The 12,862-nt window shown below is 71.3% G+C and carries 13 protein-coding genes; 1 reads left to right on the top strand and 12 read right to left on the bottom strand.

The genetic code is table 11. The features are described from left to right. Nucleotides 1–44: 44 nt before the first annotated feature. From HNR19_RS07560 to rpsB, 5 genes are all read right to left on the bottom strand, one after another. On the bottom strand, nt 45–317 hold the full coding sequence (locus tag HNR19_RS07560) for a hypothetical protein (protein WP_179667342.1): 273 nt from the start codon (nt 315–317) through the stop codon (nt 45–47). Next, nucleotides 314–1,555, bottom strand: coding sequence for a TFIIB-type zinc ribbon-containing protein (locus HNR19_RS07555; protein ID WP_218910181.1), 1,242 nt, complete (start codon nt 1,553–1,555; stop codon nt 314–316). The genes HNR19_RS07560 and HNR19_RS07555 overlap by 4 nt, the downstream gene beginning before the upstream one ends. Nucleotides 1,556–1,571: 16 nt before the next feature. Continuing rightward, nucleotides 1,572–2,765 carry an SPFH domain-containing protein gene (locus HNR19_RS07550; RefSeq protein WP_179667340.1) on the bottom strand — a complete coding sequence of 398 codons (1,194 nt, stop codon included), beginning with the start codon at nt 2,763–2,765 and terminating at the stop codon, nt 1,572–1,574. 336 nt (nt 2,766–3,101) lie between these two features. Further along, entirely contained in the window at nt 3,102–3,911 is an 810-nt protein-coding gene (gene tsf / locus HNR19_RS07545; RefSeq protein ID WP_179667339.1) for a translation elongation factor Ts, read from the bottom strand. A 43-nt stretch (nt 3,912–3,954) separates the two neighbouring features. Next, nucleotides 3,955–4,890: a 30S ribosomal protein S2 gene (gene rpsB, locus HNR19_RS07540; RefSeq protein WP_179667338.1), complete on the bottom strand. Its 936-nt coding sequence runs from the start codon at nt 4,888–4,890 to the stop codon at nt 3,955–3,957. Between the two features lie 329 nt (nt 4,891–5,219). Here rpsB and HNR19_RS07535 point away from each other — a divergent pair, with 329 nt between their 5' ends. Beyond that, nucleotides 5,220–5,819, top strand: a complete 600-nt coding sequence (locus HNR19_RS07535) for a murein hydrolase activator EnvC family protein (protein ID WP_179667337.1) — start codon at nt 5,220–5,222, stop codon at nt 5,817–5,819. Between the two features lie 6 nt (nt 5,820–5,825). Here HNR19_RS07535 and HNR19_RS07530 read toward each other — a convergent pair whose 3' ends face one another. From HNR19_RS07530 to HNR19_RS07500, 7 genes are all read right to left on the bottom strand, one after another. Continuing rightward, nucleotides 5,826–6,062 (bottom strand): hypothetical protein, encoded by a 237-nt coding sequence (locus HNR19_RS07530; RefSeq protein WP_179667336.1) that lies wholly within the window; start codon nt 6,060–6,062, stop codon nt 5,826–5,828. A 31-nt stretch (nt 6,063–6,093) separates the two neighbouring features. Further along, nucleotides 6,094–7,044 (bottom strand): tyrosine recombinase XerC, encoded by a 951-nt coding sequence (locus tag HNR19_RS07525; RefSeq protein ID WP_179667335.1) that lies wholly within the window; start codon nt 7,042–7,044, stop codon nt 6,094–6,096. 61 nt (nt 7,045–7,105) lie between these two features. Then, the gene (gene dprA / locus HNR19_RS07520; RefSeq protein WP_179667334.1) at nt 7,106–8,278 is read right to left on the bottom strand and encodes a DNA-processing protein DprA; all 1,173 of its coding nucleotides are present in this window, start codon (nt 8,276–8,278) and stop codon (nt 7,106–7,108) included. Next, nucleotides 8,275–9,879 carry a YifB family Mg chelatase-like AAA ATPase gene (locus HNR19_RS07515; RefSeq protein WP_179667333.1) on the bottom strand — a complete coding sequence of 535 codons (1,605 nt, stop codon included), beginning with the start codon at nt 9,877–9,879 and terminating at the stop codon, nt 8,275–8,277. The genes dprA and HNR19_RS07515 overlap by 4 nt, the downstream gene beginning before the upstream one ends. Next, nucleotides 9,879–10,310 carry a YraN family protein gene (locus HNR19_RS07510; RefSeq protein ID WP_246303489.1) on the bottom strand — a complete coding sequence of 144 codons (432 nt, stop codon included), beginning with the start codon at nt 10,308–10,310 and terminating at the stop codon, nt 9,879–9,881. Before HNR19_RS07510 ends, HNR19_RS07515 begins: the two co-directional genes overlap by 1 nt. Nucleotides 10,311–10,465: 155 nt before the next feature. Continuing rightward, on the bottom strand, nt 10,466–12,379 hold the full coding sequence (locus tag HNR19_RS07505) for a pilus assembly protein TadG-related protein (protein WP_343047339.1): 1,914 nt from the start codon (nt 12,377–12,379) through the stop codon (nt 10,466–10,468). Further along, nucleotides 12,262–12,729, bottom strand: coding sequence for a TadE/TadG family type IV pilus assembly protein (locus HNR19_RS07500; RefSeq protein ID WP_179667331.1), 468 nt, complete (start codon nt 12,727–12,729; stop codon nt 12,262–12,264). Before HNR19_RS07500 ends, HNR19_RS07505 begins: the two co-directional genes overlap by 118 nt. Nucleotides 12,730–12,862 lie beyond the last annotated feature (133 nt).

Below are 12,862 nucleotides of genomic sequence, written 5' to 3'. Positions count from 1 at the left end.
ACCCTACCGGGCGCGCCGTCGACCTGCGCAGTCCGCGGGACCGCTCAGCGGATGCGCTGGACCCGCTCCCGGAACTTCCTGCTGTTGTCGCCGTCGATGTCGGAGTCGCGGGTCCGGGAGATGTGGTCGATCTTCTCCTCGCCGCCCTGCACCGGCTGCGGCGAGATGATCGTGTCCCGCTCGAAGTGGTGCGACTTGTCGGTGTTGCGGTAGTAGCGGTAGAACGCCCAGTACGTCGCCGCCGCGCCCGCCGGGCCGGCCGCGAGCAGCCACAGGACGCCGTCGTCCGCCGCCTGCACGATGAGGTCGGCGGTCATGCCGTCGCCACCAGGATCGCGCCGGCGATGCCCTCGAGGAACGTGCCGACCGTGAACGCCGCCAGCAGCAGCTTGGGCTGCGAGACAGGGATGCTGCCCATGGTCTCGCCGGTCCGGGCGTTGACTGCGATGTAGTGGAGGAGACCGTTGCTCTCCTGCCGGTAGGAGTAGAGCCACACGGGCAGGTACATCGACACCCAGCGGGACCCGCCGACGTCGATCTGCTCCTGCTCCCAGCGGACCCCGCGGCCGAACCGCGCCAGCGAGGCGTGCACCTGCGACCGGCCGATCGAGAGCAGCTGGTCCTCGAGGACCGGGTGCAGCGCGTCGACGTTGAGGTCGCGCTTCTCGCTGGTGAAGCCGACGAGATAGCTGGCGTTCCACTTGACGGCGTTCTTCGTGTCGAACGGGAGGATCGCGTTGACGATGTTGTTGGTGTTCTCGCTGCCGAAGTCCATCCGCTCGGCGGAGCCCTCGATGGTCAGGTCGTCGACGGTGAAGTTCACCTGGCGCGCGACCTGGTAGACGTCGGCCGCGTAGTAGGTGACGGTGTCATCGCCCTTCTTCTCGGTCCAGCGCCGGGTCTGGACCTCGCCCTTGCCCCAGTACTTGGCATCGGCACGGGCGTCGATGACCAGGTAGGGCAGGTAGACCCCGAGCACGTTCTCCGGCACGAACTCCTTCTTGAACCGGCCGTGGGCGAAGAGCCGTCGCTTGGAGGCGAACTCGCGGATCTTCTCGACCGCCTGCTCCTTCGTCAGGTGGAACGGAAGCACGGCGTCGGGCACGGCCCCGTTCGGGATCTGCTGGTTGACGTTGAGGGTGTGGCGGCACCAGTGGCAGCGCGCGTTGAGCGCGTGCGCCGTGTCGACGACCACCTCAGCGCCGCACGCCTCGCACTTGAAGGTGAGCTGGTCGGCCACGTCGGCCACGATGTTCTCGGCCCCGCTGGCGATGACGGTGCCCTCGAGCTCCTCGATGCCCTCGCCGAGGCCGAACTCCTCCTCGACCCGGGCCTCCTGCCACTCGTTGCGGCAGAACAGGCAGACGAGCATGCCGGTCGAGCCGCGGAGCCGGACGTCGGTGGAGCCGCACTTCGGGCACCGGTTGAGCCCGTCCTTGAGCGACTCGTTGACGGTCTCGATGCTCGGCTTGGGCTCGGGCTCTGCCTTCGCCGCGGCGAGCTCCTCCTCGAGCGACAGCGGCGGCCCGTCGAAGGTGGGCTGCTGGGGTTCCACGGACTCCTGTGACATGTCAGAGACCGAGCGCCTTGGCCTTCGCGGCGTCGTAGTCGGCCTGGGTGATCAGGCCGGCGTCGAGCATCTCCTTGGCGCGCTTGAGCACGGTCATCGGGTCCTCGGCCGCGGGGGCAGCCGGGGCTGCGGGTGCGGCGGGTGCCGCGGGGGCGGCCGGCGCCGGCGGGGCGACGGGCTGCTGGAGCCCGCCGACGCCCATGCTGTTGGCGGCCATGCCCATGCCGAGCACGCCACCCGGGCCGGCGTTCTCGCCGGCTGCCTCGATACCGGCCGCGACGGACGCCTGGAGGTTGGAGTTGCCGCGGGCGCCGGAGAGCGCGTCGGCGCGCTGCACGTTCTTCAGCAGCTCACGGGTCGTCGCGTCGTACTCGATCGAGACGATGGCCGTCTTGACGATCTCGAGGCCGCGGTCGGTCTTCCACTGGTAGTTCTGCTCGACAGCGGCGGAGAGCGACTGAGCGAAACCGATCGAGTCCTGCTGGAGACGCGCGATGCGGTTCCCCTTCGCGGGGTCGTTGGTGTACATCGAGAACGCCGGGGCCAGGGAGCCGACCACCTCGTTGAAGAGCTGCTCGCCCGCGGGGTTGTCGATGTCGGTGAAGTCGAAGACGGCTCGGCCGCCGATCACGTTGGCGGGGACGAAGTTGCGGATGAAGGTCAGCGGGTCGGTGATCTTCAGCGTGTAGGTGCCGCGGGTGATCGCGCCGACCTGGGTGTTGAGGAACGCGTCGTCCCAGTAGATCTCCGACTGGGTGCCGAACTTGTTGTTGGGCAGCTCCTTGAGCGTCACGAACACCGCGTTCTGCTGCGTGGAGGGGCGGCCGCCGAACTTGAACCGCTCCCAGCTCTGCCTGATCACCGAGTCGACGAGGCCGCCGCCGGAGAACACCGACTGCGACGCGGGCTCGTCGGAGTTCCACACGTAGGCACCCGGCTCGGCCGCGAAGCCGGTGAAGCCGCCGTCCTCGAACAGGACCACGCCGTAGCCCTCGGGGACGATGATCTTGGAGCCGTTGGTGATCACGCCGTTGGAGCCGCTGTCGTTGCTGCCGCGGCCGGCGTTCCTCCCCTTGGCCACCGCCGGGAACAGCGCGGCGGTCGAGGGCACCCCGTCGGGTACGCCGTAGAAGTCGAGCCACTGGTCGCCGAGGGTGCCGCCGACCGCGCCGGTCGCAGCCTGGATGAGTCCCATTTGACGATCTCCTTCACCTGACACACGAGGGGCGCCCGCGATGCTGCGAGGCGCACGTCACCGACACATCTCCGACAGCCGGCGCGCCAAACCTAACGCGAGAGCCGTCCTGTGGATGGCGGAATGAATTCGTCCGTCCGGATGAAATGTCGGCCCGGTCCGGCCGTCGACAAATGCCGAAGGCCGGGCCCCACGTGAGTGGGACCCGGCCTTCGTGAGGATCGCGGGTCTGGCGATTCGTAGTGCGTGCCTGGCAAGGCGGCGGCGCGAAGGCGACCTACCAGGCGAAGCGGTCGTCGAGCGCCGCCAACGCCGCCAGGTGCGTGCTACGGATCGTCAGGCGCCCACCTCGAAGCGGGCGAACCGCTTAACGGTGGTGTTCGCGGCGTCGAGCACCTGCTTGACCGACTTCTTCGACTCGAAGACCGACTCCTGGTCGAGGAGCACGATCTCCTTGAAGAACGCGCCGATGCGACCCTCGACGATCTTGGCGACGGCAGCCTCGGGCTTGCCCTCCTCCAGCGTCTTCTTGGTCAGCACGTCCTTCTCGGCGGCGACGATGTCGGCCGGGACCTCGTCGGAGGTGAGGTACTGCGCCTTGAGCGCGGCGGCCTGCTGGGCGGCCTGCTTGGCAGCAGCCTCGTCACCCTCGAACTCCACCAGCACGCCGAGGGCCGGCGGCAGGTCGGAGGCCTTCTTGTGCAGGTAGACGGTGGTCGGGCCGTCGAAGTAGGCGACCTCGCCGAGCTCGATCTTCTCGCCGATGGTGCGAGCGAGCTCGTCGACGGTCTCGCCGACGGTCTTCTCGCCGAGCGACACGGCCTTGAGCGCCTCGGCGTCGCCGATCTTGTTGGCGTTCGCGGCGTCGGCGATGGCCTGGGCCGCGTTGATGAACGCCTCGTTCTTCGCGACGAAGTCGGTCTCGGCCTTGAGGCTGATCAGGGCGCTGCCCGAGGCCGCGACCAGGCCGGAGGACGCCTCGCGCTCGGCGGCGCGGGCGGCGGCCTTGGCCGCACCCTTGACGCGGAGCAGCTCGACGGCCTTGTCGAAGTCGCCGTCGGTCTCGTCGAGCGCCTTCTTGCAGTCCATCATCCCGGCCTGGGTCAGCTCACGGAGCTTCTTCACGTCGGCGGCGGTGTAAGCCATGGATCTCCCTCGATCTAACGGATGGTGTCGGTCGGCCGGCGGCTCAGGCCTCGGCCGGGGCCTCGGTCTCGGCGGCGGGCTCCTCGGTGGCCGGGGCGGCCTCGGCGGGGGCCTCGGTCGCGGCGTCCTCGGCGGGCGCCTCGGCAGCGGGCGCGGCCTCGGTGGCCGGCGCGGCGTCGGCGGCCGGAGCGGCGTCGGCGGCCGGAGCGGCCTCCTGCTGCTCGAGCAGCTCGCGCTCCCACTCGGCCAGCGGCTCCTCGGCCGTGGCGGCGTCGCCGCCCTTGGCGCCGGAGCGGGCGATGAGGCCCTCGGCGACGGCGTCGGCGACGACGCGGGTCAGCAGGCCGACCGCGCGGATCGCGTCGTCGTTGCCCGGGATCGGGAAGTCGACGACGTCGGGGTCGCAGTTGGAGTCGAGGATGGCGATGATCGGGATCCGCAGCTTGCGGGCCTCCTCGACCGCCAGGTGCTCCTTGTTGGTGTCGACGATCCACACCGCGGAGGGGGTCCGGCTCATCTCGCGGATGCCACCGAGGGTCTTCTCGAGCTTGTCGTGCTCCCGCCGCATCTGCAGGAGCTCCTTCTTCGTGCGGTTGGAGCCGGCCACGTCGTCGAAGTCGACGTCGCTGAGCTCCTTGAGGCGGTTGATCCGCTGGCTCATGGTCGAGAAGTTGGTGAGCATGCCGCCCAGCCAGCGCTGGTTGACGTAGGGCATGCCCACGCGCTGCGCCTGCTCGGCGATGGCCTCCTGGGCCTGCTTCTTGGTACCGACGAACATGATCGTCCCGCCCTTGGCCACGGTCTCCTTGATGAAGGCGTAGCTGCGGTCGATGTAGGCCAGCGACTGCTGCAGGTCGATGATGTAGATGCCGTTGCGGTCGGTGAGGATGAACCGCTTCATCTTCGGGTTCCAGCGACGGGTCTGGTGTCCGAAGTGGACGCCGCTCTCGAGGAGCTGGCGCATGGTCACGACAGCCATGATGGTGTCTCCTGTTGGGTTGTTTTCAGTTCGGTCCTGGCGCCTGCGTGCGGCCCGACCTGACTGCTCAGGACTGAGGACCGTCACCCACGGGCGGTCGGGCCCCGGAGGGGGACCCGTCGTGGTCTGCTGACGCGCGTATTCCGGCTCCCGGGCAGCCCACACGGGCGGTCCTGGAACCGGTCCGCCCAGGGTATCCGCTGTGACCGTGCCCGCACCAATCCCCGAGCGGGCCGGGAACGGTCCACAGGGGTGCTGCCGGACCCCGCTGTCCACAGCCGGGACCCGCGACGATCCCGATCGGCGCCCGCGCGGCGCACGCTGCTCGCATGCGCACCGTCATCTCGTCGCTGCTCCTCGCGTCGGCCCTCGCCGTCGTGGCACTCCCCCGCGCCGCTGCCGACGACGAGGTCCCTCGCGGCGCCTGGCCGCTCCGGCCGCAACCGGAGGTGGTGGAGCGGTTCGACCCGCCGGACACGCCGTACGGCGCCGGCCACCGCGGCGTCGACCTGCTCGGCCGGCCCGGGCAGACGGTGCACGCGGCGCTGGCAGGGACGGTGACCTACGCGGGGATGCTCGCCGGCCGCGGCGTGGTGGTCGTCGACCACGGCGACACGCGCACGACCTACGAGCCGGTGAGCGCGTCGGTGCAGGTGGGTGACCCGGTCGCGGCAGGCGCTCCGATCGGGTCCCTCGACCTCCCGGGGTCGCACTGCTTCCCGCGGGCCTGCCTGCACTGGGGGTGGATCCGCAACAGCGACGACGTCTACCTCGATCCGCTCCTGCTGGTCGGTCTCGGGCCGGTGCGGCTGCTGCCGCTGTGGCGCGACGAGCCCGTGGCCGCCGGTCGCGTCGGGCCGGGCGCGCCGACGCGGTCGCCGTACGCCGGCTGGACACGCCCCGTCGGGCTCGCGGGACTCTTCTCCTGATCGGGCTCAGCGCGACCAGTGGGACGGGCAGTGCTCGTCGTCCCGGCAGCAGGCGTGCGGCGTCATCGGCTCGTCGGGCCAGGGGTGGGTCCAGCCCATGCCGGCCAGCTCCGGGTGGCTGCACTTGTAGCCGGCCGGTCGATCGGCGGCCGCCGCCAGCTGCAGCACGCGGGCGCGCTCGACGGTCAGCAGCCCGCTGCGGTCCATCGCACGGGCCACGTCGGACAACGTCCTCTGCGCCACCCGGTCATCATCACAGACCGGCCCGCAGAGCTCACGCCCGTGGATGCGCCTGCCGGTAGGCGCGACGGAGCCGGTCGGTGGTCACGTGGGTGTAGCGCTGGGTCGTGGCGAGCGAGGCGTGGCCGAGGAGCTCCTGCACCGCGCGCAGGTCCGCTCCCCCCTCGAGGAGGTGCGTGGCCGCGGTGTGCCGGAGGCCGTGTGGGCCGAGGTCCGGCGCGCCGGGCACGTCGGCGAGCATCCGGTGCACGACCGCCCGCACGACCCGCTGGTCGACACGGCCCCCGCGGGCGCCGAGGAAGAGTGCCGGCCCCGACCCCTCGCGGGCCAGCAGGGGTCGTCCGGCTGAGAGCCACCGGTCGATCGCGGTCGCGGCGGGGTGCCCGAACGGGACCGTGCGCTCCTTGCGTCCCTTGCCGAAGACGCGCGCGACGTTGCGGTCGCGGTCGATGTCGTCGACGTCGATGCCCACGAGCTCCCCCACGCGGATGCCGGTCGCGTAGAGCAGCTCGAGCATCGCCACGTCGCGGAGCCCGGTGGGCGTGCCGTCGGCGGCGGTCGCAGCGGCCGCCTCGATGAGGGCCCTCGCCTCGTCGACCCGGAGCACGTCGGGCAGCGTCTTGTGGGGCTTGGGCGAGCCGAGCGACGAACCGACGTCGGTCGGCGCCCGGCCGGTGCGCGCCAGCCACGCGGTGAACACCCGGGCGGCGGTCGCCTTGCGGCCGAGGGTGGTCCGCGACCGCCCCATGGTCTGCTGCTTGGCCAGCCAGCTGCGCAGGGTGCGCAGGTCCAGCTCGGCCGGGTCGGTGTCGCCGAGCCGGTGGGCGTGGTCGAGCAGGCCGGTGATGTCACCGATGTAGGCCTTGACCGTCAGCGGTGCGACGTCGCGCTCGGACCTCAGGTGGCGCTCGTAGTCGCCGAGCACCCGCGCCATCGCCTCGGGCAGCTCGGCAGCGGGCTGCTCGGGTGCGGCGGGCTCGGACATGCCTCGAGCGTAGATGCTGAGCGTCGCGCAGCGCGCGAGGCGTGGGACTTGCTCATCTGTGTCAGGTCATCGCGAGATCGGTGAGGTGCCACCCGGAGTGGTCCCTCTCGACGAAGCCCTTCTGCAGCAGCCCCTCGAGCGCTCGTCGCACCGGCGCGACTCCGAGCCCCGCGACCACCGCTATCGAGTCGACGCCCGCACTCTGTGCGACCGGGACGGCGTCGAGCACCTGCCGCTCGCGGAACGTCAGCAGGTCGCGCGGGTTGTCGGGGCCGCGCGGCTCGTCGCGAACGTGCTCGCCTGCCTTGCCGATGAGCTCGAGCACGTCGTCACCGGAGGTGACGAGCGTGGCGACGTGGTTGCGGATCAGCTGGTGCACGCCCGCACTGGTCGCGACAGAGATCGGCCCGGGCACGCCCATGACCACCCGGTTCAACCGGGCCGCCCAATTGACCGTGCTGATCGCGCCGCTGCGGTAGGCCGCCTCGACGACGACCGTTCCCTTGGACAGGGCGGCGATGAGCCGGTTGCGGGCGAGGAAGCGGATCCGCTGCGGGGAGTGCCCGGGCGGCGCCTCGGAGACCACGGCGTGCTCCCGGCCGAGGTGGTCGAGCAGCTGGCGGTGCGCCGTCGGGTAGACGCGGTCGGCGCCGCAGGCGAGCACTGCGACCGTGGGCGCCCGGGTGCTCAGCGCGCCCCGGTGGGCCGCGTAGTCGATCCCGTACGCCGCGCCGGACACGATCGGGACGTCGGCGTGACCCAGCTGGGCGGCGATGTCGGCGGCCACCGACTCGCCGTACGAGGTCGAGGATCGCGAGCCGACGATCGCCACGGACTCCCCCAGGGTGTCGAGCCGGAGCGGGCCCTTGACCCAGAGGCCGATGGGGGGACCTCCCCGCTCGGAGATCGGCTCGTGGCCGTAGAGGTCCTCCACCTGGCCGGGCCACTCGTCGTCGCCGGGAATGACGAACCGCAGCCCGAGCCGGTCGGCCTCCTCCATCGTGCGGTCGACATCGACCTCGGCCAACCGCGCCGCGGCGGCCTCGAGCAGCTCGTGCTTGCGGGGGTCGTCGTGGATCGCGCGGAGCATCGCGATGCCGCCGATCTCGTGAGCGACGGCGAGGAACGCCCAGTCCCCCGGCTCGGCGATCAGGTTGAGGGTCAGGCGCGCCCGGCGCTCCTGGTCGAGGTTTGCCGGCTCCGGCGCCTGGAAGAGAACCGGTTGCACGTTCATCCGGCGCGCTCCTCGAGTGCCAGCCGCAGGTCGAGCGGCTCGCCGGCGCGCAGGCGCAGCGCCGTGCTGACCTCGTCGACCCCTGGCCGGACATCGATCCCCAGGCGCACCGAGGCGAGGTCGGCGACCGTCCAGGCGATGCGCGCGACGCGTACGGCGCCGCGAGCACTGAGCCGCCCCCGATAGGTCTCGCGATCGATCAGCTCCTGCGCCTTCCGCGGGACCGGCCAGGCGTCCTTGAGCCGCGGGCTCGGGATCTGGCTGTTGAGGCGCCAGCTGCATCCGACGAACCGCTCGTGCTGGCGGCGGCGGGCGGCCGCGACGCGCTCGGCCATCTGCGCCGACGTCTCGGCCGGCCGGAACGGGTCGCCGTCGGACGGCTTGGCCGGTGTGACGTGACGGGTGATGTCGATGCGGTCGACGATCGGGCCCGAGAGCTTGTTGCGGTAGTGACGCCGCACGGCTTCGGCGCAGTTGCACCGGTTGGCCTGGGGGTTCGTCGCGTAGTTGCCGCACGGGCACGGGTTCGACGCGAGCACCAGCAGGCCCCGCGCGGGGAGCCGCACCGACTCCTCCTGGCGCGCGATCGTGATGTCGCCGCTCTCGAGCGGCTGGCGCAGCGCCTCGATCACGTCGGCGCGGAACAGCGGGAACTCGTCGAGAAACAGGACGCCGCAATGGGCGCGGGAGATCTCCCCGGGCCTGACCTGGCCGTTGCCGCCGCCGACGATGCTCGCCTTGCTCGCGTCGTGGTGGGGCGCGGCGAAGGGCGGGCGGTAGATCATCCCGCCGCCGGGGTCGAGGACCCCCGCCAGCGAGTGCACCGCAGTGAGCTCGAGCGACTCCTCGGCCGTGAGGTCGGGCATGATCGTCGGGATCCGCTCCGCGATGCTGGTCTTGCCCGCGCCCTTGGGCCCGGAGAGCAGGATCGCGTGTCCGCCGGCGGCCGCGACCTCGACGGCGTACTTCACGTCGACGAGCCCGTTGAGGTCGGCGAAGTCGAGCTCGTCGAGACGCTCCTCCCCGAGCCACGTCAGCAGCTGCGTGCCCGACGCCGCGGCGACCGGCGGCGCGGCCGGCGGCTCCTGGCCGCGCAGCAGCGCGACCACCTGGGCGAGCGAACGCACGCCGTAGACCTCGACGCCGGGCACCATCGCCGCCTCGTCCATCTGGGGCTCTGGTACGAACACCCGGCTGATCCCCCGCTCGGCGGCGGCCAGCACCATGGGCAGGACGCCCACGGCGGGCCGGACCCCGCCGGAGAGGGTGAGCTCACCGACGAACGCCGTGGCGTCGAGGTCGCGGGGGTCCAGGCCAGCGTCGGCCCAGGCGACCGCGACGGCGAGGGCGACGTCGAAGTGGGTGCCCGACTTCGCCACGTCGGCGGGCGACAGCAGGATCGTGGTCCGCTTGGTGGCGGGCCACCCCAGGTCGCTGTTGATCAGGGCGGTGCGGATCCGGTCGACGCCCTCGCGGATCGCAGCGTCGGCGCGGCCCACCAGGGTGACGTTGGCCTGGCCCATCGAGACGTCGGCCTGGACGTCGACGAGGTGCCCCAGGGCCCCGTTGAGGGTGACGGTGTGCGTCGTGGCGTGCGGCATCAGGCCAGCCCGCGCACGTGGTCGACCTGCGCCGGTCCCTTGCGCGGGCGCATCACGGCGACCAGGTCGATCCGGGTCTCCGGTGGCCGCAGGCCCCGCTGCTCGGCCCACAGCTGAGCGAGCCGCTTGAGGCGGGCGAGCTTGTCGTCGGTGACCGCCTCGTGGGGCGTGCCTGCGGCGAGGGACGTACGCGTCTTCACCTCGCAGGCCACGAGCACGTCGCCGTCGCGCAGCACCAGGTCGAGCTCGCCGTCGGCGCACCTCCAGTTGCGGTCGAGGAGCACCATCCGATGGTCCTCGTCGGTGAGCAGCCGCTCCGCGACGTCCTCGCCGTAGCGCCCGAGCGCCTGTCGTGCCTCCGCCGTCGTCACCTCGGTGCTCGAGCTGCGAGCGACGCGAGCCTCGTGACCAGGCTCCATGGTCTCTGTCATGTCCGACCTCCTCGCCCCACAGGTTGGCGAGGTCCGTCGACACGATGCGAACGGTGGCCGTCGGCCTGTGGAGTCCGTGGACGTTCCACAGGCCGGGGTCACGCAGGTGGACCGTCGAGCTCATCGCCACCATCCGGGCGGCCGGGCCGGGGCGATCAGCCGACGAGGCGCGGAGCGCCGCAGGTCGGGGTGGGCACGGCGAAGACGTCGGCACCGCCCAGCTGGAGGCCGAGGAGGTCGGCAAGCGGCTTGACCAGCTGGTCCTGGAGCGCCTGGACGAGCGGGTTGAGGATCGAGCTCACGATCGTGCTGGTGATCGGGCTGAGCACGTTGTTGAAGACCGTGTTCAGCGGGTCGGTGAGGTGTCGCTCCTTCCACTGGCCCAGGAGCAGCAGGCCCTCCCAGTAGTGGAGGACGAGGTCGGTGTTGACCACCGGCGTCACGGAGAGGGGCTGAAGGACGTCCCCCGTGCCCGACCCGGTGGGGGTCTCGTAGCCCTCGGGGAGCGGCACGACGAGCCCGGTCTTGTCGTACGTCGTCGCCGGCGGCGCGCCGGCGGCCAGGCTCACCGACGAGTCGAGGGTCAGGTACGGCGGCTTCAGCAGGCTCCCGAGGTTGAGCAGGCTCAGGATGCTGTTCAACAGCGAGCCGACGGGATCGACCCGCGCCTTCACGCCGAGGGACCCGGCCAGGCTGATCGAGCCGAGGACCCCGGAGCGCAGGTCGACGGTGATGCTCTCGGCCTCGCCGCTCGGGCAGTTCACGTCCGTCAGCTCGGCGATGGCCTTGCCGAGGTCGAACGAGAGCGTCAGGTCGGTCTCCTTCAGCTCGACGCTCGTGCCGAGCGCCGGCACCGAGAGCAGCCTCGAGCTCAGGTGGATACTCGCGGTCAGCCGCACCTGTGCCGTCTCGTTGGTGGTGCCGACAGGTCCGCACATCGTGCGCGGCGACTCGATGACCGTCAGGGTCGCGGCAACGTTGCCGACACCGGGCACCGAGATGCCGAGGTTCGGGATCGCGACGGCATGGTCCTCGTTGGCGACGAGCACCGTGCCCGTCACGAGGTCGAGCACGTTGATGCTGGCGTCGAGGGCGGCCTGCGAGCCGGGCGCGGCCTCGATCAGCTCCGCGATGTCGATCGTAGGAGTGGGCAGCTTGAGCGCGAGTGCACGCAGGATGTCGGCCTGCGCGGCGTTGCCCTGTTGGTCGAGGACGTTGGCCGCGGCGAGGAACAGGTCGGCAGCACTGACGTTGTCGAGCGCCAGGAGCTGGTCGACCGATCCGACGTTGAGCCCGCCGACGTCGACGAGGTCGAGGAGCGACACGTCGGCGGCTGCGAGGCCCTGGTAACCGACCGCGGTCAGGCTGACGGTGCTGCCGAACAGCGCGCTCAGGATGGGGTTGAGGAGCGCACTCTGTCGGGAGTCGAGCGACGCGATGAACGACCCCAGGCGGAAGCACGCGCTCTCGTCCGCCGTCGCCACGGCACGTCGGTTGGCTTCACCCTCGTCGTCACCGGTGATCCCGGCGAACGCGAAGCCGACATCGGTGTTGACGCCCACCCTCACCGCGGTCGGCACGTAGGTCTGCGGGTCGTAGCCGGCCGTGGTCGAGCCGGCCACGAACGCGCCGAGGTCGTCGAGCTCGCCGAGCTCGATCGAGGTGATCTCGGGCGGGTCGTCGGGGTCGAAGCCCGCCACGTCGAGGTTCCGGTCGCGACTCGCGTCTGCTGCGGGCTGGAGGCTGCCGATCTGGGCGACCGTCCGGCCCTCGAGGTCGCGGACCAGGTCGAGCGCCACCACGTCGGCGAGCGACTGCGCGTCGGTGCGGGCGACACGCTGGACGCCGAGGTCGACCGCGAACCCGGCGATGAGCAGCAGGACGACGAGGATGAGCGACACGAAGACCGCCGCCGCTCCGCGCTCGTCCCGCCCGTCACGCGGACGGGGCCTCAACTCACCCTCACTACGGCGGAGTACTCGAGGGTCTCCGGCATCAGCTCGTTGACGAGCGGGATCTGGACGGGCCCCTCGGCCCGGTAGGGGTACGAGACGGTGACCTCGTAGCACTCCGCGTCGGCGGCGCACGGGGTCTCCCCTGCTCCGGCCACGTAGGGCTCCGCGTCGCACACGAGCACGCCGTCGTTGCACACCATGTTGCCGTCGCCGAAGATGACCGCACCCATCGCCTCGGCGACCGCTGCCTCGGCGTCACCCTGGCGCTTGGTCTCGTCGATCTGCACGGCGGCCGCCCGCGCCCCCTCGGTGGCGGCCTGGCTGAGGGTCTGCCGGAAGCTCAGCATGATCCCGAACGCGATGATGCCGAAGACCAGCAGCGACAGCGGCAGGACCAACAGCGCGAACTCGACCGCGGACGCACCACGCTCCTCGCGTCGTCGTCGCACACGCATGCGCCCCATCGCAGGCCCTCCCCGCCGTTCGCTCCCTCGTCCGCCCCCGAGCGGCGCACCGTCACAGTAGACCCGCGATAACCGGCAACGGAACGTATTGCAGGCGATCCTGCACGGTTGGGTCTTTGGTCCTAGTCCGTTG

Source organism: Nocardioides thalensis (assembly GCF_013410655.1).
GTDB lineage: Bacteria > Actinomycetota > Actinomycetes > Propionibacteriales > Nocardioidaceae > Nocardioides > Nocardioides thalensis.
The sequence above is the reverse complement of the archived record's forward strand: the minus strand, read 5'-3'. Positions and strand labels throughout refer to the sequence as shown.